At 66.8% G+C, this 16,727-nt stretch carries 15 protein-coding genes; 6 read left to right on the forward strand and 9 right to left on the reverse strand.

The annotated features are described in order from the left end of the window. Positions 1-29 precede the first annotated feature (29 nt). On the reverse strand, positions 30-947 hold the full coding sequence (locus tag E7V67_010765; protein WUR15552.1) for a pirin family protein: 918 nt from the start codon (positions 945-947) through the stop codon (positions 30-32). 22 nt (positions 948-969) lie between these two features. After that, on the reverse strand, positions 970-1,563 hold the full coding sequence (locus E7V67_010770; protein WUR15553.1) for an NAD(P)H-dependent oxidoreductase: 594 nt from the start codon (positions 1,561-1,563) through the stop codon (positions 970-972). Between the two features lie 113 nt (positions 1,564-1,676). Between E7V67_010770 and E7V67_010775 the strand changes: the two genes are divergently transcribed. Beyond that, entirely contained in the window at positions 1,677-2,579 is a 903-nt protein-coding gene (locus tag E7V67_010775) for a LysR family transcriptional regulator (protein ID WUR15554.1), read from the forward strand. Positions 2,580-2,789: 210 nt separating this feature from the next. Here the strand turns inward: E7V67_010775 and asd are convergent, their stop codons facing one another. Continuing rightward, positions 2,790-3,641, reverse strand: a complete 852-nt coding sequence (gene asd / locus E7V67_010780; GenBank protein WUR15555.1) for an archaetidylserine decarboxylase — start codon at positions 3,639-3,641, stop codon at positions 2,790-2,792. Between the two features lie 159 nt (positions 3,642-3,800). Here asd and E7V67_010785 point away from each other — a divergent pair, with 159 nt between their 5' ends. From E7V67_010785 to E7V67_010795, 3 genes are all read left to right on the forward strand, one after another. Continuing rightward, on the forward strand, positions 3,801-6,023 hold the full coding sequence (locus tag E7V67_010785) for a TonB-dependent receptor (protein ID WUR15556.1): 2,223 nt from the start codon (positions 3,801-3,803) through the stop codon (positions 6,021-6,023). Between the two features lie 307 nt (positions 6,024-6,330). Further along, a complete protein-coding gene (locus tag E7V67_010790) occupies positions 6,331-6,627 on the forward strand; it encodes an H-NS histone family protein (protein ID WUR15557.1) in 297 nt (98 codons plus the stop codon). Positions 6,628-7,157: 530 nt separating this feature from the next. Beyond that, positions 7,158-7,766 carry an LON peptidase substrate-binding domain-containing protein gene (locus E7V67_010795; GenBank protein ID WUR15558.1) on the forward strand — a complete coding sequence of 203 codons (609 nt, stop codon included), beginning with the start codon at positions 7,158-7,160 and terminating at the stop codon, positions 7,764-7,766. Positions 7,767-7,771: 5 nt separating this feature from the next. Here E7V67_010795 and E7V67_010800 read toward each other — a convergent pair whose 3' ends face one another. Next, entirely contained in the window at positions 7,772-8,722 is a 951-nt protein-coding gene (locus E7V67_010800; GenBank protein WUR15559.1) for a DMT family transporter, read from the reverse strand. 97 nt (positions 8,723-8,819) lie between these two features. Between E7V67_010800 and E7V67_010805 the strand changes: the two genes are divergently transcribed. Beyond that, entirely contained in the window at positions 8,820-10,172 is a 1,353-nt protein-coding gene (locus tag E7V67_010805; protein WUR15560.1) for an erythromycin esterase family protein, read from the forward strand. Here E7V67_010805 and E7V67_010810 read toward each other — a convergent pair whose 3' ends face one another. The 3 genes from E7V67_010810 to E7V67_010820 all read right to left on the reverse strand — a co-directional run bounded on the left by E7V67_010810 (position 10,173) and on the right by E7V67_010820 (position 12,450). Further along, positions 10,173-10,439 carry a DUF1294 domain-containing protein gene (locus tag E7V67_010810; protein WUR15561.1) on the reverse strand — a complete coding sequence of 89 codons (267 nt, stop codon included), beginning with the start codon at positions 10,437-10,439 and terminating at the stop codon, positions 10,173-10,175. Positions 10,440-10,758: 319 nt separating this feature from the next. After that, the gene (gene trpS / locus E7V67_010815) at positions 10,759-11,838 is read right to left on the reverse strand and encodes a tryptophan--tRNA ligase (GenBank protein ID WUR15562.1); all 1,080 of its coding nucleotides are present in this window, start codon (positions 11,836-11,838) and stop codon (positions 10,759-10,761) included. Positions 11,839-12,060: 222 nt separating this feature from the next. Continuing rightward, positions 12,061-12,450 (reverse strand): thrombospondin type 3 repeat-containing protein, encoded by a 390-nt coding sequence (locus tag E7V67_010820; protein ID WUR15563.1) that lies wholly within the window; start codon positions 12,448-12,450, stop codon positions 12,061-12,063. A gap of 151 nt (positions 12,451-12,601) precedes the next feature. Between E7V67_010820 and E7V67_010825 the strand changes: the two genes are divergently transcribed. Beyond that, entirely contained in the window at positions 12,602-14,497 is a 1,896-nt protein-coding gene (locus E7V67_010825) for a CocE/NonD family hydrolase (GenBank protein WUR15564.1), read from the forward strand. Between the two features lie 92 nt (positions 14,498-14,589). Here E7V67_010825 and E7V67_010830 read toward each other — a convergent pair whose 3' ends face one another. Both E7V67_010830 and E7V67_010835 read right to left on the reverse strand, forming a co-directional pair. Continuing rightward, positions 14,590-15,849 (reverse strand): MFS transporter, encoded by a 1,260-nt coding sequence (locus E7V67_010830; protein WUR15565.1) that lies wholly within the window; start codon positions 15,847-15,849, stop codon positions 14,590-14,592. Positions 15,850-15,873: 24 nt separating this feature from the next. Then, positions 15,874-16,533 carry an HD domain-containing protein gene (locus E7V67_010835; GenBank protein WUR15566.1) on the reverse strand — a complete coding sequence of 220 codons (660 nt, stop codon included), beginning with the start codon at positions 16,531-16,533 and terminating at the stop codon, positions 15,874-15,876. Between the last annotated feature and the right edge of the window lie 194 nt (positions 16,534-16,727).

Raw genomic sequence — 16,727 nt, forward strand, 5'->3', positions numbered from 1 at the left:
GTTCCTCACCCGCCGCCGGGTGGGGATGGTTACCCGTCGCCGGGTGGGGTTGGTTGCCCGGCGTGGGCTTCCTCGCCCAGGCGGCCGGCGCGGAAGTCCTCCACCGCCTGCTGCAGTTCCTGCTGCGTGTTCATGACGAACGGGCCGTATTGCGCGATCGGCTCGTGCAGGGGCCGGCCGGCGACCAGGATGAAACGGGCCGGTTCGCCAGCCGGGCCGGCGATGCTGACGCCGTCGCTGTCCCCGTCGTTGGCGAAAATCGCCATCGTGCGCGTGGCGATGATGCGTGCGCCGGTCGTCACGCTGCCCCGGTATGGGTACAGGAAGGCATTGTGACCGGCCGGCAGCGGCTGGTCGAACACGGCACCGGGCGGCAAGGTCACGTCCAGGTACAGCGGCTCGGTGCCATCCCGCTGCACGGCGCCCGCGACACCATGGCTGCTGCCGGCGATGACGCGCACGCCGGCGCCGGCCGGCGTCGTGAACGCGGGCACGTCGGCGGCCTTGAAGTCGCGGTACCAGGGCGAGCGCATCTTGTCCCGCGCGGGCAGGTTCAGCCACAGCTGGAAGCCTTCCATGCGGCCTTCCTGTTGTTCCGGCATTTCCGAATGGATCACGCCGCGCCCGGCCGTCATCCACTGCACGCCGCCGTTCTCCAGCAGGCCTTCGTTGCCGGCGCTGTCGCGGTGGCGCATGCGGCCCTCGATCATGTACGTCACCGTCTCGAAGCCCCGGTGCGGGTGGTTCGGGAAGCCGGCGATGTAGTCGTTGGCCTCGTCCGAGCCAAAGTTGTCCAGCATCAGGAACGGATCGAGGCGACGCTGCAACGGCTGCGTCAGCACCCGGTTGATCTTCACGCCCGCGCCGTCCATGACGGCCTGGCCGGCGATCACGCGTTCCACGGTGCGCGGCCGCGTGACCGTATTGCTGTTGTCGATGTCTGCCATGATGGCCTCCTGGTTGTTGGTATCAAGCCAGCGCTTCGATCTGCTGGCGCGCCTCGGCCCGGGCCCGCGCCACGGCGTCCGCCCCCATGCCATGGCCTTCCGAGAACACGAACTGGACGTCGGTCAGGCCCAGGAAGGACAGGAAGGTGCGCAGGTGCGGCAGCTGGCTGTCGGTCGGACCGTCCTTGTGCATGCCGCCACGGGTCACGGCGACGTACACCTTTTTGCCCTTCAGCAGGCCTTCCGGACCGCTGGCGCTGTAACGGAACGTCACGCCGGCGCGGGCGATGGCGTCGAACCAGCTCTTCAGCTGCACGGTGATGCCGAAGTTGTACATCGGTGCGCCGATGACGATCACGTCGGCGGCCTGGGCCTGGGCGATCAGTGCGTCGTCCAGTGCCACCCGGGCCGCCTGCGCCGGGGTGCGCTGGTCGGCCGGGGTGAACAGGGCCTGCAGTGCGGATTCGTCCAGCACCGGATGCGGCTCGGCCGCCAGGTCGCGGCGGACCACGTTGGCCTCCTTGCCGGCCGCCACGCGGGCGACGATCTCGTCGGCCAGGCGGGTCGATTCGGAACCGCTGCTGCGGGCGCTGGAGTTGATCTGCAGGATATTCATGGTGTGCTCCTCGTGTGGGTTCGTCGTGTGCTGCGATGGGTGTACTTTATCCGTTCCATCTGCGCTAAAGAAGACGTTAAAATGGATAACATTGACCCACTCATGGAACAATCATGGACATCGATCCCGCCGACCTGCTGCTGTTCGCCCGCATCGTCGAATGCGGCAGTTTCAGCCAGGCGGCGCAGCGCCTCGACCTGCCGAAGTCCACCGTGTCGCGCCGGCTGGCGCTGCTGGAAAGGCAGGTCGGCGAACGGCTGCTGCAGCGCACGACGCGGCGGCTGGTGCTGACGGAATTCGGCGCCAGCCTGCTGGAGCATGCCCGCAAGGTGGCGGAAGAGACGGCGGCAGCGGGCGCGCTGGCGCAGCATCGGCAGCAGGCGCCGAGCGGCCACCTGAAGGTGTCGATGCCGGCCGACTTCGCCAACGAGGAGATGGCCAGCGTGCTGCCGGAGTTCCTGGCGCGCTATCCGGCGATCACGTTGCAGCTGGACCTGTCGCCGCGCCGCGTCGACCTGCTGGCCGAAGGCTTCGACCTGGCCGTGCGCATGGGCGCGCTGCCGGACGACGCCACGCTGGCCGCCCGGCCCGTCGTGCACAGCACGTGGTCGCTGTACGCCGCGCCGGCCTATACGGCGGCGCACGGGTTGCCCGAGCATCCGGACGAGCTGTTCCGCCACGACCTGCTGGGGCTGGGCGCCGTGCAGGCCGGGCTGGTGCGCTGGAAGCTGCTGCGCGACAAGACGGAATGGGAACGGGAGCTGCCGGTGCGACTGTCCGGCAACTCGCCCGAGCTGCTGGCGCGCATGGCCGCGGCCGGCGCCGGCATCGCCAGCTGCACCGACCGTTCCGTGGCCGGGCTGCTGCGCGACGGCAGCCTGGTCAAGGTATTGCCGGAGTGGGCGTTCCCGGCGGTCACGGGCTGGGCGGTGTTCCCCGGCCGGCGCCTGATGCCAGCCAAGACGCGGGTGTTCCTCGACATGCTGGAGCGCCACTACAACGCGACGATCGCCTGAAACGCCTAATGCCGCCAAGTTAAGAATGTAAGACTCACAGGGCCGCAGGCGGATCTCTCAACCCCCAGGCCCAAAACCGGGGTCAGACCCGCCGGGTCTGACCCCAGCTCTCCGCTGTTGGATGCAAAGACGTCTGCGGCTGGCTGATAATTTTTCCTTAACTTAGCGGCATTCGGGACAGGCCCGGGTTTTCAGGAAATACCGGCACCGTCACCGGTTTTGCAGATTGGCCATCATCTCGCCCAGCCGCACCGGGCCGGCCGGCTGCCAGTGCGGGTTGAACGCCAGCGTGTCCTTCGGGAACAGCATGACGACGGTCGAGCCCAGCAGGAAACGGCCCAGTTCCTCGCCCTTCTTCAGCACGATGTCGCGGTCATGGTAGGTCCATTCGCACAGCGTGGGCTGGCGCGGCGGGTTGACCACGCCGTGCCACACGGTCGCCATGCTGCCGACGATCGTCGCGCCCACCAGCGTCATGACGAACGGGCCGGCGGCCGTGTCGAACACGCACACCACCCGTTCGTTGCGGGCGAACAGGCCCGGGATGCCGCGCGCCGTGGTCGGGTTGACCGAGAACAGGTCGCCCGGGATGTAGATCATGCGCGTCAGCCTGCCATCGCACGGCATGTGGATGCGGTGGTAGTCGCGTGGCGACAGGTACAGGTTGGCGAAGCTGCCGTGCCGGAACTGGTCCGCCAGCGTGCGGTCGCCGCCGACCAGCGCCGTCGTCGTGAACTTGTGGCCCTTGGCCTGGAAGATCTGGTCGTCCTCGATGGCGCCGAACTGGCTGATGCGGCCATCGACCGGGCAGACGAAGTCGGCATCGGCCAGCGGTCGCACGCCCGGCTTCAGGGCCCGGGTAAAGAATTCGTTGAAGCTCTTGTAGCTGGCGATGTCCGGGTTTTCCGCCTCGTCCATATTGACGTCGTACTTGCCGACGAACCAGCGGATCAGCCGCGTCGTCATGGCGCCGCCTTTCGCCCCCGCCACGCGGCCGGCGAAATTGGTCAGCGCCCCTTTCGGGAGCAGGTATTGGGGCAGTACGGCAAGACGGTCGGACACGATGGAATCCCTGACATGATCAAGAACGCATTATAGCCGCGCCGGCAACGCGAGCGGGGCCGTTCGCGCACGAGAAATATTTCTGTGAGGCTAACAATTCTCGTGAAAAACATCTTACAATACTGCATCTTGCAAAATTACTAACCGCCAGATCCTTCCATGTCCTTCCCTTTACCGCTGCGCCCGCGCGCCATCGCGGCCGCCGTCGCGGCCACCGTTTGCACGGCATTGCCGGCGCACGCCCAAGTCCTGACCACCACGCCTGCCGTTGAGGAAAAACCGCCGGCCAAGGCCGAGACCGCACCCGAAAAAATCCAGAAAGTCGAAATCAAGGGCTCCAGCACGGCCTACGACCCGCGCCGCGACGATACCGCCAGCAAGATCGTCGTCTCGAGCGAGGAAATCCTGCGCTACGGCGACACGTCCGTCAGCGACGTGTTGAAACGGCTGCCCGGCATCACCGTCGGCGGCGGCGGGCGCGGCGGCAACGACATCCGCATGCGCGGCCTGGGCAGCGGCTATACGCAAATCCTGCTGAACGGCGAGCGCGCCCCGGCCGGCTTCTCGATCGATACGCTGGCGCCGGACTCGATCGAGCGCATCGAGATCGTGCGCGCGGCCAGCGCCGAGTTTTCCACCCAGTCGATCGCCGGCACGATCAATATCGTGTTGAAAAAGGCCGTCAAGACGGCCCAGCGCGAACTGAAGATCGGCACCGGCGAGAGCGCCGACGCCAGCAATCCCTTCGCCAACCTGCAGCTGTCCGACAAGCTGGGTTCGCTCAGCTATTCGCTGAGCGCCAATGCCTGGCGCTACCGCTACGACCGCGAGACGCCCACCGAGGAGACCCGGATGAGCGCCGACGGCCGTCTGGTCGAGGTGCAGCGTTCGCGCCAGCACGACCGCGGCAGCCCGGAGGGCGCGAGCCTGAACCTGCGCCTGAACTGGACGCTGGCGGACGGCGATACCATCACGTGGCAGACCTACGGCAACACGCAGCACAACGACTACCTGGGCGCCCAGGCCATCGAGACGCCGGTCGGCACGCCGCCGCGCTATACGGAGCGCACGTTGCAGGAGGATGCCCGCAACACGTTCGGCCGCAGCGACCTCAACTGGGTTGGCAAGTTCGCCAATGGCGCCAAGCTGGACGTCAAGCTGGGCACCCACTGGATGCGTTCGCGCGGCCTGTGGGAAGAACAGGACTATCGCTTCGCCACGCTGTGGCGCGACGCCGACATCCACAGCAGCACGCGCGAACGGGGCGTCAGCACCCAGGGCAAGTATTCGACGCCGCTGGTGCCGGGTCATGCGTTGTCGATGGGGTGGGACGCGGGCACCACCTGGCGCGAAGACGCGCGCGTCGAGCGCGACGCGGCGCTGCCCGGCACGCCGCCGGATAATGCCGACGAAGGCTACCAGGCCAGCGTCCGCCGGCTGGCGCTGTACGCCCAGGACGAGTGGGACGTGACGCCGCGCTGGTCGATGTACGTGGGCGTGCGCTGGGAAGGCATCGACACGACCAGCGAAGGCAGTACGTTCGATACCGTGCGTACCAGGACCAGCGTCTGGAGCCCGCTGGCGCAGACGTTGTACAAGCTCCCGGACAGCCGTGACCAGCTGCGCCTGGCCCTGACGCGCACGTACAAGGCGCCGGCCGCCAACAACCTGATCCCGCGCCGCTTCACGTCGACCAACAACAGCCAGACCGAACCCGACCGGCGCGGCAACCCGGACCTGCAGCCGGAGCTGGCGACCGGCATCGATGCTTCCTACGAGCACTACTGGGCCGAGAACGCGCTGCTGAGCGCAGCCGTGTCGATGCGCCGCATCAGCGGCTATACGCGCCAGGGCCTGTTCCTCGACGCCAACGGCCGCTGGGTTTCGGCGCCCGTCAACGACGGCAGCGCCGTCACCCGCAGCGTCGAGCTGGAGGCGAAATTGCCGCTGTCGGCCGTCATGAAGGAGGCGCCCGGCATCGACCTGCGCGCCAGCGTCAGCCGCAACTGGTCGCGCGTCGAAGCGGTGCCGGGGCCGGACAACCGGCTCGGCCAGCAGACGCCGCTGTCGGCCACGCTGGGCATCGACTACAAGACGCGCGACGCCAAGCTGACAACCGGCGCCAGCTTCGCGTTCCGGACCGGCGGCCCGGTACGCATCGATACCAACCAGACGGGCTACCAGTCGGTGCGGCGCGAGCTCGACGTTTATGCGCTGTGGAAGTTCTCGCCGCAATACCAGCTGCGCGTGGCCGTGTCGAATGCGCTGGGCCAGGATTATTTCTACGATAACGCCTACCGCGACGCCAGCGGCGTGCGCCGCCGTGCGGGCACGTATGCCGGTTATCCGCAGGGCAGGGCGACGCTGGAAATGCGCTTCTGAAAGGCGGCGCCCGGGCATGGCCGGCGGCCGCGAATGTCCGGGACAATAGCCGGGCCCAATTCACATCCATTCAAGTGGCGACGTCATGCGCGTCGCCGCCTTGTCGCCATTCAAGGCGGCACCCGTCTTTGTCCGGTATCAGTTAATCGGCCGAGCCACGCTTAATTACCCTGGAGGTTTCGTTGCATACTGCACGAATAAACCTGGAATAAGTTCTGCATCTTATGGTAAATTGGCGGTACATTCAATTCTCACAGATTGTCACACCCCCGGTTTTACCCGGTTTCACACCTACGAAGGATAAGACATGACGACCTACCAGGAATACCAGGCCAAGATCGCCGAATTGCAGAAAGCGGCCGAAACGGCGCGCAAAAACGAAATCGCGCAGGCCAAGGAACAAATTGCAAGCATCATGCGTGAATACAATCTCACGCTGGCCGACCTGGGCCCTGCCGTCAAAGCCGCGAAACCCGTCAAACCACGCGCTCCCGTACCGATGAAATACCGTGACGATGTTACCGGCCAGACCTGGACCGGCCGCGGCCGCGCCCCGAAGTGGCTGGAAGGCCGCAAGAAGGAAGATTTCCTGATCAAGCAGTAAGCGGTACCTGCCGGCGCGCGTTTCGTTGCGCAATATCGCGCCGGCATTTGCGTTGCTTCAACACGAGTAGCGCGGAGCGTTTAATCCGGACGTGCATCCAATAGCGGCCGCGCTCGTGATCGCGCAAAGCGGTCGCTGACGATAAGGCGGTAAATTTCCGCTACCGGCGGTAACACGTGCCGATGCGGTCGTCACGGCGTACGGCCAATCAGGCCGGCGGTGCATGGCCATTCCCATGGCGGCAATTGTGCGAGCAGGTCTGCGAGGCTGTCGGCTATTTGCCACATTCGCCCGGCGCGGGCTGCCGATATTCGCGAACTTATCCGTGCAGCGCCTTGACCCAGGTCAGCGGTCATTTCCAGATTTGTCGCTCACAGGCGACACCCGTCGTCCCGGCAATACCGCCGCGGCCACTCATATATATTCCGTCGCGATAAGCCGCTTCGTAATGACGGAGCGGCTGCCGTTCGTGCGCCGGGCGCTGTCCATGCGGGCGTCAGCGCTTTGCGATGTATGCGAAGATGGCCGCCATGATTCCTCTCTTCCCGCTCAACACGATCCTGTTTCCGGACGGCCGCCTGGCCCTGCAGGTGTTCGAGGTGCGCTACCTGGACATGATCAAGAAGTGCATCGCCAACGGCGAGGAATTCGGCATCGTGCCGCTGGCGCAGGGCGACGAAGTGCGCAAGCCGGGCCAGCACGAGGCGCTGTGCAGCGTGGGCACCCTGGCGCGCGTGGTCGAGTGGACGGCGCCGCTGCCCGGCCTGATGCAGATCACCTGCCTTGGCACGCAGCGCTTTCGCATCGAGACGGCCACGCAGCTGCCGCACGGACTGTGGATGGCCGAGATCACCCGCCTGCCGGACGACCTGGCCATTCCGATCCCGAACGACCAGCAGGACGTGGCCAACGCGCTGGGATCGCTGATCCGCACGCTGCAGCAGCGCGGCGTGACGGGCGCGCAGATGCCGATGCAGCCGCCTTACCGGCTCGACGACAGCGGCTGGGTCGCCAACCGCTGGTGCGAGCTGCTGCAGCTGGACATGGTGCAGAAGGAGCTCTTGCTGGCGCAGGAAAATCCCGTGCTGCGGCTGGAGCTGGTACAGGATGCGCTGACCGAAAACGGTCTCTTGAACTGACCTGGTCAGGCCGGATGCGGTGGCGGCGTGGCGTGCGCCCGCACCGACCACGTCACGCCGAGCACCAGCAGCGCGATGGCCGCCATTTCCAGCGGCCGGGGCCACTGCGCCCGCCAGATGAAGCCGTACAGCAGCGCGAACAGCGTCTCGAACAGGATCAGCTGGCCCGATAGCGTGACCGGCACGCGCCGGCTGGCCACGTTCCACAACTGGTTGCCGATCACCGAGGCGCCCAGGGCCAGCAGGCCGTTGAACAGCCAGAACTTGCCCCAGTCGCGCCCGGTGGCGATGGCGCCGGCACCTGTCACGTCGTCGTGCCACAGCGCGAGGGCCAGCGCGCCGATGACCAGCGCCAGCAGGCCCGACGTCAGGCCGTACAGCGCCGACCATTCGCCGCTGCTGAAATGCGGGTTGCGCTTCAGGTAGCGCGCATTGTCCACCGCGTACCACGTCCAGCAGGCCAGCGCGCCGGCTGCCGCCAGCACGCCGGCCAAGGTCTGCCACAGCGGCCGGCCGGCCGCTTGCGCGTGCAGGAAGGTATCGACATTGACGCAGGCGATGCCGGCGCCGACGATCAGCAGCGGCAGCGCCAGCTGGCGCAGCGGCACGGCGCCATGGTCCTTGCGCCCCATCAGCGTGACGGAGATTGGCAGCACGCCGATGATCAGCGACGTCGGCGCCACCCCGGCCAGGCGCACGCCCAGCGCCAGCAGCATGTAATACACGATGTTGCCGCTCAAGGCCTGGCGCAGCAGCGCCTGCAGGTCGGCCCGGTCCAGCCTCGTGGCCAGGCCACCCAGCTTGGGCAGCAGCAGCGCCAGCGCCATGGCACCGTAGGCCAGGTAGCGGCCCACGGCCAGTTCCAGCGGCGTGAATGCCGTCAGCAGTTCCGGCACGATGAACACCATGCCCCACAATGCGCCCGCCAGCAGGCCGCACGTCACTCCTTGCCACATGTTCGGTCTTTCTTGTCGTTAAAGCGGCGACAGTGTCGCACAGCTTGCGCTAACGTGTGCCGGACCAATCGGAGAGCATCATGAGCAGGAGGGCACCATGAATGACAGGAACGCCATCGCGGCGCTGCGCCAGCACGCGCGGCCGCTGGCCAATGCGGACGACTTCGACGCGGTGCTGGAAACCATCGGCGACGCTTCGATCGTGCTGCTGGGCGAAGCCACACATGGCACGCGCGAGTTCTACCGGCTGCGCGCGGAAATCAGCAAGCGGCTGATCGTGGAGAAGGGCTTCGACGCCATCGCGGTCGAGGCGGACTGGCCGGACGCGCTGCGCGTGAGCCGCTACGTCCAGCATGGCGGCGACGACATGACGGCGGAAGGCGCGCTGGGCGGCTTCAAGCGCTTCCCGCAATGGATGTGGCGCAACCAGGAGATCGTCGAACTGGTCAACTGGCTGCGCGTGCACAACGGTCACGTGGCCAGCAACGCGCGCCGCGTCGGCTTCTATGGCCTGGACCTGTACAGCCTGGCGCAATCGATGCACGCGGTGATCGACTATCTGCAGCAGGCCGACCCGGAGGCGGCCGAACGGGCGCGCCAGCGCTACGCCTGCATCGACCATATGGCGGAAGATCCGCAGCGCTACGGCTACGCCACCACGTTCGGCATGAAGGAGGATTGCGAACGCGAAGTGATGCGCAAGCTGACCGAGCTGACGCGCCAGGCCAATGCCCACCTCGCGCAAGGGGCCGGCCAGGTGCCGGACGAACTGTTCTATGCGCAGCAGAACGCGCGCGTGGCGCGCAACGCGGAGACCTACTACCGCTCGATGTTCCAGAGCCGCGACGAGTCCTGGAACGTGCGCGACTCGCACATGGCGGAAACGCTGGAAGCGCTGCGCGAGCACATCGCCCAGCGTACCGGCAAGCCGGCCAAGGTGGTCGTGTGGGCGCACAACTCGCACCTGGGCGACGCCCGCGCCACCGAGATGGGCGAGGGCGGGCAGCTGAACCTGGGCCAGCTGGTGCGCGAACGCTACCGCCCGGAGGACACCTTCCTGCTGGGGTTCACGACGCATACGGGCACCGTGACGGCGGCCACCGACTGGGATGGCCCGGCCGAGTTGAAGCAGGTGGTGCCGTCGCGCCCGGACAGCGTCGAGCGCCTGCTGCACGAGGTGGCGACAGCCAGCGGCATGCCGCAGTTCCTGCTGCCGATGAAGGGCCGCGACAGTGCCCTGGCGCGCCTGCCCAAGCGGCTGCTGGAGCGCGCCATCGGTGTCATCTACCGGCCGGACACGGAGCGCTACAGCCACTACTTCCATGCGGAGGTGGCGCAGCAGTTCGACGCGCTGATCCACGTCGACCGCAGCACGGCCTTGCAGCCGCTGGAGCGCTCGGCGCTGTGGCAGCTGGACGAGGTGCCGGAGACGTATCCGTCCGGGCTGTGATCAGACGAACAGGAAGGCGCCGAGGTTGACGGCGACCGTCAGCCAGAAGCGCAGCTGGAAGGAGGTCTTCGCGCTCTTGTGGCGCAGGCGGCGCTGCGCCAGCAGCGCGGCGGGCCAGCCGCCCAGCAGGCCCAGCAGCAACAGGGTGTTTTCCGGCGTGCGGCGACGGCCGGCGCGGGCGGCCGCCTTGTCGCGGGCGTAGGCCAGGTAGGTGAGCAGGTTCAGCGCGGCCAGGAGGGCGGCGCCTATGAGATAGTAGTTCAGCATCAGGCTTGGGGTCTGTCCCTTCGGGACTGACCCCGAAGTTTGTCAGCGGTCCGCGTAACAACTCAGGGTCAGTCCCCTGCGGGGAGCGTAGCAGGGGTTTCGAGGCGCGCCGCGCCGCGCCTGCGCAGCGGTGCGGGCCTACCAGCCCGCACCAAGACCCCGGAGTTCGTCAGCGCTCCACATAAGGGCTTACGGTCTTTCCCTGCATGGGGACTCACCCCGGTTTTCATCGCAATGGCCGAGCCGCCGATTAAAACCAGGGTCAGTCCCGAAGGGACAGACCCTAAGCCCGGTCAGCAGCGACGGGCCATAGTCCAGATCAAAAATACGACAGCCCCAAAGCCGCCTTCACCTCATCGGCCGTCTGCGCCGCCACCTCGCGCGCGCGCAGCGTGCCCTCTTTGAGCAGCTGCATGACGTAACCCTTGTCCTTGGCGAACTCCTCGCGGCGCGCGCGGATCGGGCCCAGCAGCTCCTGCAGCACCGCTTCCAGGCGCTTCTTGACGACCGAGTCGCCCAGGCCGCCGCGCACGTAGTGCGCTTTCATCTCTTCCAGCGCCGCCTTGTCCGGGTCGAACGCATCCAGGTAGATGAACGCCACATTGCCTTCCAGGTGGCCGGGGTCCTGCACGCGCAGGTGCAGCGGGTCGGTGTAGACCTTCTTGACGGCGGCCGTGATCTCGTCGGCCGAGGCGCCCAGGTTGATCGTGTTGCCCAGCGATTTGCTCATCTTGGCCTTGCCGTCGATGCCCGGCAGGCGGCCGATTTCCGGCACCAGCGCCTTGCACTCGACCAGCACGTCCTTGTTCGCCAGGCGGTTGAAGCGGCGCACGATCTCGTTGGTCTGCTCGATCATCGGGATCTGGTCTTCGCCCACCGGCACGATCGACGCCTTGAAGGCGGAAATGTCGGCGGCCTGGGAGGCCGGGTAAGTCAGGAAGCCGGCCGGGATGTCGCGCTCGAAGCCGCGCAGCACGATTTCCGCCTTGACGGTCGGATTGCGCTCCAGGCGCGCCACCGTCACCATGTTCAGGTAGTAGAACGTCAGCTCGGCCAGTTCCGGGATCTGCGACTGGATCAGGATGGTCGACTTGGCCGGGTCGATGCCGACCGCCAGGTAGTCCAGCGCCACCTCGACGACGTTGCGGTGCACCTTGTTGGTGTCGTCCATATTGTCCGTCAGCGCCTGCGAGTCGGCCAGCATGATGTACTGCTTGTACTGGTGCTGGTACTCGACGCGGCTGCGCAGGCTGCCGACGAAGTGGCCCAGGTGCAGCGGCCCGGTGGGGCGGTCGCCCGTCAGGATGACGGCGGGCGTGGTGCTCTTGGCCGCGTCGGCGGCGCTGATCACGGAAGACTCGGAGGTTGCGGCGACGGATTCGGTGGTGGTGTCGGTCATGGCGTTCCTGGTTCGGTTGCCCCGACCGGCCGCGCCAATGAAAACGCCACCTGGCAGGGGCGGCGTTGAGATGGGTATCACATCACTTTGCAGTGGCCGCGCGCTGGGAGCGGCGCCACCAGGGCGTGGCGGTGCGGTTGGCGTGATGGGATGGATGAAAATTCATGCCCGTATGTTTACAGGTTGGCGCCGCCCTGTCAAGCAGCGGGCGGCGCCAGCACTTTAGTGGCGGCGCGCATTGTCCGGGCGATCGTCGTGGCGGTTCGGCACGCCGTCGCCGTCACGGTCGCGGTCGTAGCGGTTCGGCACGCCGTCGCGGTCGCGGTCACCGGCGCGCCAGCCGCCACGCTCGAACGCCCAGCGGCCATCGCGTTCATGCCAGGCCGGCGCATTCCAGTGCTGGCCGGGGCGGGCGCGCACGTATGCGCCGCGATGCCAGCTGTAGCGTTGGCCGGTCCATTGCCAGTAGCCGGGCGTCCAGACGTAACCATGGCGGGCGGCCGGCACGTGTTCATGGCGCGGCGGGGGCGGCGCCTCGCGCACGACGATCACGGCGGCGCTGGCCAGGGGCAGGGCGGCGGCAAGCAGGGTGGCGATCAGCAGCTTTTTCATGATGGGCTCCTCGGGTTGCGATGGCTCCATCATGACGCCCAGGTGTAACGCCAGTGTGCCCGCTGCCATTTAGCTTGTAAGCAATTGTTTCGTTGCATACATGGCAACTGCACGGTAGTATGTTTATCTTCAAAACAATACCGGAGATTCCATGCGCCTGCGCACCCTTGCCCTGGCTTCGTCCCTGCTTGCCACATCCGCCCTGGCCCAGACCCCACCGATGGCACCCGATATCGGCGCCAGGTTCGAGGCGCCGCTTGATGCCCACGACTACGTCAAGCGCGTGGTCATGATCCCGATGCGCGACGGCGTCAAGCTGCATACGATCATCCTGGTACCGAAGGGCGCACAGCGCGCGCCGATGCTGCTGACGCGCACGCCGTACAACGCGGCCGGGCGCACCAGCCGCGCCGTCAGCCCGAACATGCTGGCGACCTTGCCGGCGGGCGACGAGACGATGGTGCGGGCCGGCTATATCCGTGTGTTCCAGGACGTGCGCGGCAAGTACGGCTCGGAGGGCGACTACGTGATGACGCGCCCGCTGCGCGGACCGCTGAACAACACGAAGACCGATCACGCGACCGACGCCTGGGACACGATCGAGTGGCTGGTCAAGAACGTCAAGGAAAGCAATGGCAAGGTCGGCATGCTGGGCTCCTCGTACGAGGGCTTCACGGTGCTGATGGCGCTGGCCGATCCGCACCCGGCGCTGAAGGTGGCGGTGCCGATGAGCCCCATGGTGGACGGCTGGCGCGGCGACGACTGGTTCCACAACGGCGCCTTCCGCGTCAACACGTTGCACTACATCGCCAGCCAGACTACGGCGCGCGGCAGCGGCAGCGAGCTGGCGACCGGCGTCTACGACGACTACGACAGCGTGCTGCGCGGCGGCTCGGTCGCGGATTATGCCAAGCGGTTCGGCCTGGACAAGCTCAACTACACGAAGAAGCTGTTCGAGCACCCGGCCTACGACAGCTACTGGCAGCACCAGGCGCTCGATCGCATCCTGGGCGCGCGCAAGCTGACGGTGCCGACCATGACGGTGGTCGGCCAGTGGGACCAGGAGGACATCTACGGCGCGTATGCCGTCTATGGCGCGCTGGAGGCCCAGGACGCGGACAACAAGCGCAACTACCTGGTGATCGGGCCATGGCGCCACAGCGGCGTCAATTACGACGGCTCCAGCCTGGGCGCGCTGAAGTTCACCGGCGACACGGCGCTGGAATTCCGCCGCGACGTCATGCAGCCTTTCCTCGACCAGTACCTGAAGGACGGCGCCCCGGCAGCCGACACGCCGCCGGTGCTGTCCTACCAGACCGGCAGCAACCGCTGGCAGCGGCTGCCGCGCTGGCCGCTGGCGGCATCGACGTCGACAGTTTACCTGCAGGGCGGATTCGGACTCGATTTCAAGCAGCCGGCCGCTGGCGCGGCCTATGACGAATACGTAGCCGATCCCGCCAAGCCGGTGCCGTTCGTACCACGCCCGGTGCGCATGGGCGACCGTGACGTCTGGCAGCCCTGGCTGGTGCGCGACCAGCGCTTCGTGGCGGACCGGCCGGACGTGCTGAGCTACGTGTCGGCGCCGCTGAAGGCGCCGATGCAGCTGTCCGGCGCGCCGGTCGTCAACCTGTTTGCCGCCACGTCGGGCACGGACGCGGACTGGGTGGTCAAGGTGATCGACGTGTATCCGGACGAGATGCCGAACCAGCCCGCCATGGGCGGCTTCCAGCTGCCGCTGTCGATGGACATCTTCCGCGGCCGCTACCGCAACAGCCTGGAAAGCCCGGCGCCGATGGTGGCGAACCGGGTCGAGCGCTACCGCTTCGCGCTGCCGAACGTGAACCACGTGATCCAGCCGGGCCACCGGCTGATGGTGCAGATCCAGTCCAGCTGGTTCCCACTGTACGACCGCAACCCGCAAAGCTACGTGCCGAACATCTTCCACGCCAAGGCGGCCGATTACGTCAAGGCGACGCAGCGGGTGTATCACGCGCCGGATGCGGCCAGCTCGGTCGAGCTGCCGGTGGTGGTGCATCCGCCGTTCTAAAAGGCGTAACCCATGGTGTCAGGCACCTATCTGAGGGTCGAAGACCCTCAGATAGGTGCCTGACACCGGTGTTTCGCCTGTCCCCCGTGCTTCTACTGCGCCGGCTTCAAATGGATGTGATGGTCGCGGAAGTACTTGCGCGCGACAGCGATGGCGATCGCCTGCATCGCCGCGCACACGAAGAAGGTGACGCCGATGCGCCAGTCCGATGGCGGCAGGTGGCTCACTTCGCCCAGCAGCACGCCGCCCACCAGCGGCATGATGATGACGCCCACGCTGCCGATCGACTGCAGTGAACCCATCAACTCGCCCTGTTCGTCGGCCGGCGTGGCCTTCGACACGATGCCCTGCAGCGCCGGGCCGGCGGCGAACGCCAGCAGGTTGCACAGGATGAAGACGTACATCATCCAGCCCTGTGTCGCCAGGCCATACAGCAGGTAGGTGATGGCGCCCGAGGTCAGCCCCAGCAGCGACAGCCGCACCTCGCCGAACTTGCGGATGAAGACACCGAGCAGGCCGGCCTGCACGACGGCGGCCGCCACGCCCACGCAGAACAGCGCCAGGCCGTTCTGGCTGGGCGTCCAGCCGAAGCGGAAGTTGGTGTACAACACCCAGGTCGAGTGCAGCATCATCTGCGCCAGCGTCACCAGGGTGTAGACGATGACGAGGCCGCGGATGTCCTGCCGGCGCGCCAGCTTGAGCAGGCCCGCCAGCGGATTGACGCGGGTCAGGCGGAACTTGCCGCGGCGCGCTTGCGGCAGCGACTCCGGCACGAAGAACCAGCCATAGACGAAGTTCGCCGCCGACAGCGCCGCCGCCACGTAGAACGGCAGGTGCAGGTCGATCCCGCCCAGCAGGCCCCCCAGCATCGGCCCGGCGATGAAGCCCAGGCCAAAGGCGGCGCCGATCTTGCCGAAGCTCTTGGCGCGGTTGTCGTGAGTGGAAATGTCGGACGCGTAGGCCGACGCCACCGACATGCTGGCCGACGACATCCCGCCGATGACGCGGCCGATGAACAGGCAGGCCAGGTTCGGCGCCCAGGCGGTGGCCAGGAAGTTCAGGCTCATGCCGGCCATCGAATACAGCAGCACGGGACGGCGGCCGATGCGGTCGCTGATCGCTCCCAGCATCGGCATGAAGATGAACTGCATCAGGCCGAAGGTGGCGCCGAGGATGCCGTACCAGAGCGTCTGCTCTTCGCGCGAGCCGACGTATTCGCCCACCAGGATCGGCAGCACCGGCACGATCAGGCCGATGCCCAGCATGTCGATGAAGACGCAGACGAGGACAAAGCCAAGCCTGCCGGGCGATGCGGCGGCGACGAGGGCGGGGTCGGGACGGGAATCGTTCATGGTCGGCAATCGGTCAATGTTGGGTCAGGCGCCTTGCCATTCGGCGATGAAGTCGGCGCGGAAGTCCTGCAGCTGGCGCAGGCGCGCCTCGCCCAGGCGCCGCCCGGCGGCGGTGCGCATCGTGCCGGGCAGCGTGGCCAGCTTGACGACGATGTGGTCGAGCGAATAGGCCTTGTCGTCCAGCACGCGGTGCAGCCCGGCCGGATCGCTGTCGTGCGCCAGCGCGCTGCCCATGCGCCCGGCCGTGTAGAACATGCGCGCCAGGCCGACGGCGCCGAGCGCGTCGAGCCGGTCGGCGTCCTGCACGATGCGTGCCTCGATGGTGTGCGGTTCGAGGTTGGCCGAAAAGCTGTGCGTCTCGATCGCGTGCGCCACGCCGGGCAGGAGTGCGGCGGGGAAGGCCAGTTCCGTCAGCTGGGCGCAGGCCAGTTGCGCCGCCTGGCGCGAAGCCAGGTGACGCTCCGGATGGTTCTTCGGCAGGTTGACGAGGTCGTGCAGGTAACAGGCCGCCAGCACGACGAGGGCGTCCGCCTCGGGATGATCCGCCAGCAGCCGGCGCGCATTGCCCCACACCCGATGCAGGTGGTTGAGGTCATGGGCGCCATCGTCGCCGGTGGCGGCGCATGCCAGCACTTCCAGTCGTGGTTGCCAAACGGATAACAGCTCGGTGTGCTTCAGATTCATCGGTGATCAGCATGGACGGCGGGGTGTTGCATTGTGCCACGAACGGCCGCCGGACAGTGCCGAGCCGACAAGATTGCTCTGGTTTCGATGTTGCTGTATGGAATTTCTGTCGCCAAATATCTTGGCTTACGGTAACATTTCGCCTGTTATTCAATTTCCGCGATCCACTTCCGGTCGCGCAGGCCCAAGGAAAC

Source organism: [Empedobacter] haloabium (assembly GCA_008011715.2).
GTDB classification, from domain to species: domain Bacteria; phylum Pseudomonadota; class Gammaproteobacteria; order Burkholderiales; family Burkholderiaceae_D; genus Rugamonas; species Rugamonas haloabia.

Excerpts from the sequence above, each read along its gene's own strand:
- E7V67_010765 (WUR15552.1), bottom strand. The coding sequence starts at position 947 with ATGGCAGACATCGACAACAGCAATACGGTCACGCGGCCGCGCACCGTG.
- E7V67_010770 (WUR15553.1), bottom strand. The coding sequence starts at position 1,563 with ATGAATATCCTGCAGATCAACTCCAGCGCCCGCAGCAGCGGTTCCGAA.
- E7V67_010775 (WUR15554.1), top strand. The coding sequence starts at position 1,677 with ATGGACATCGATCCCGCCGACCTGCTGCTGTTCGCCCGCATCGTCGAA.
- E7V67_010785 (WUR15556.1), top strand. The coding sequence starts at position 3,801 with ATGTCCTTCCCTTTACCGCTGCGCCCGCGCGCCATCGCGGCCGCCGTC.
- E7V67_010790 (WUR15557.1), top strand. The coding sequence starts at position 6,331 with ATGACGACCTACCAGGAATACCAGGCCAAGATCGCCGAATTGCAGAAA.
- E7V67_010795 (WUR15558.1), top strand. The coding sequence starts at position 7,158 with ATGATTCCTCTCTTCCCGCTCAACACGATCCTGTTTCCGGACGGCCGC.
- E7V67_010800 (WUR15559.1), bottom strand. The coding sequence starts at position 8,722 with ATGTGGCAAGGAGTGACGTGCGGCCTGCTGGCGGGCGCATTGTGGGGC.
- E7V67_010805 (WUR15560.1), top strand. The coding sequence starts at position 8,820 with ATGAATGACAGGAACGCCATCGCGGCGCTGCGCCAGCACGCGCGGCCG.
- E7V67_010810 (WUR15561.1), bottom strand. The coding sequence starts at position 10,439 with ATGCTGAACTACTATCTCATAGGCGCCGCCCTCCTGGCCGCGCTGAAC.
- trpS (WUR15562.1), bottom strand. The coding sequence starts at position 11,838 with ATGACCGACACCACCACCGAATCCGTCGCCGCAACCTCCGAGTCTTCC.
- E7V67_010820 (WUR15563.1), bottom strand. The coding sequence starts at position 12,450 with ATGAAAAAGCTGCTGATCGCCACCCTGCTTGCCGCCGCCCTGCCCCTG.
- E7V67_010825 (WUR15564.1), top strand. The coding sequence starts at position 12,602 with ATGCGCCTGCGCACCCTTGCCCTGGCTTCGTCCCTGCTTGCCACATCC.
- E7V67_010830 (WUR15565.1), bottom strand. The coding sequence starts at position 15,849 with ATGAACGATTCCCGTCCCGACCCCGCCCTCGTCGCCGCCGCATCGCCC.
- E7V67_010835 (WUR15566.1), bottom strand. The coding sequence starts at position 16,533 with ATGAATCTGAAGCACACCGAGCTGTTATCCGTTTGGCAACCACGACTG.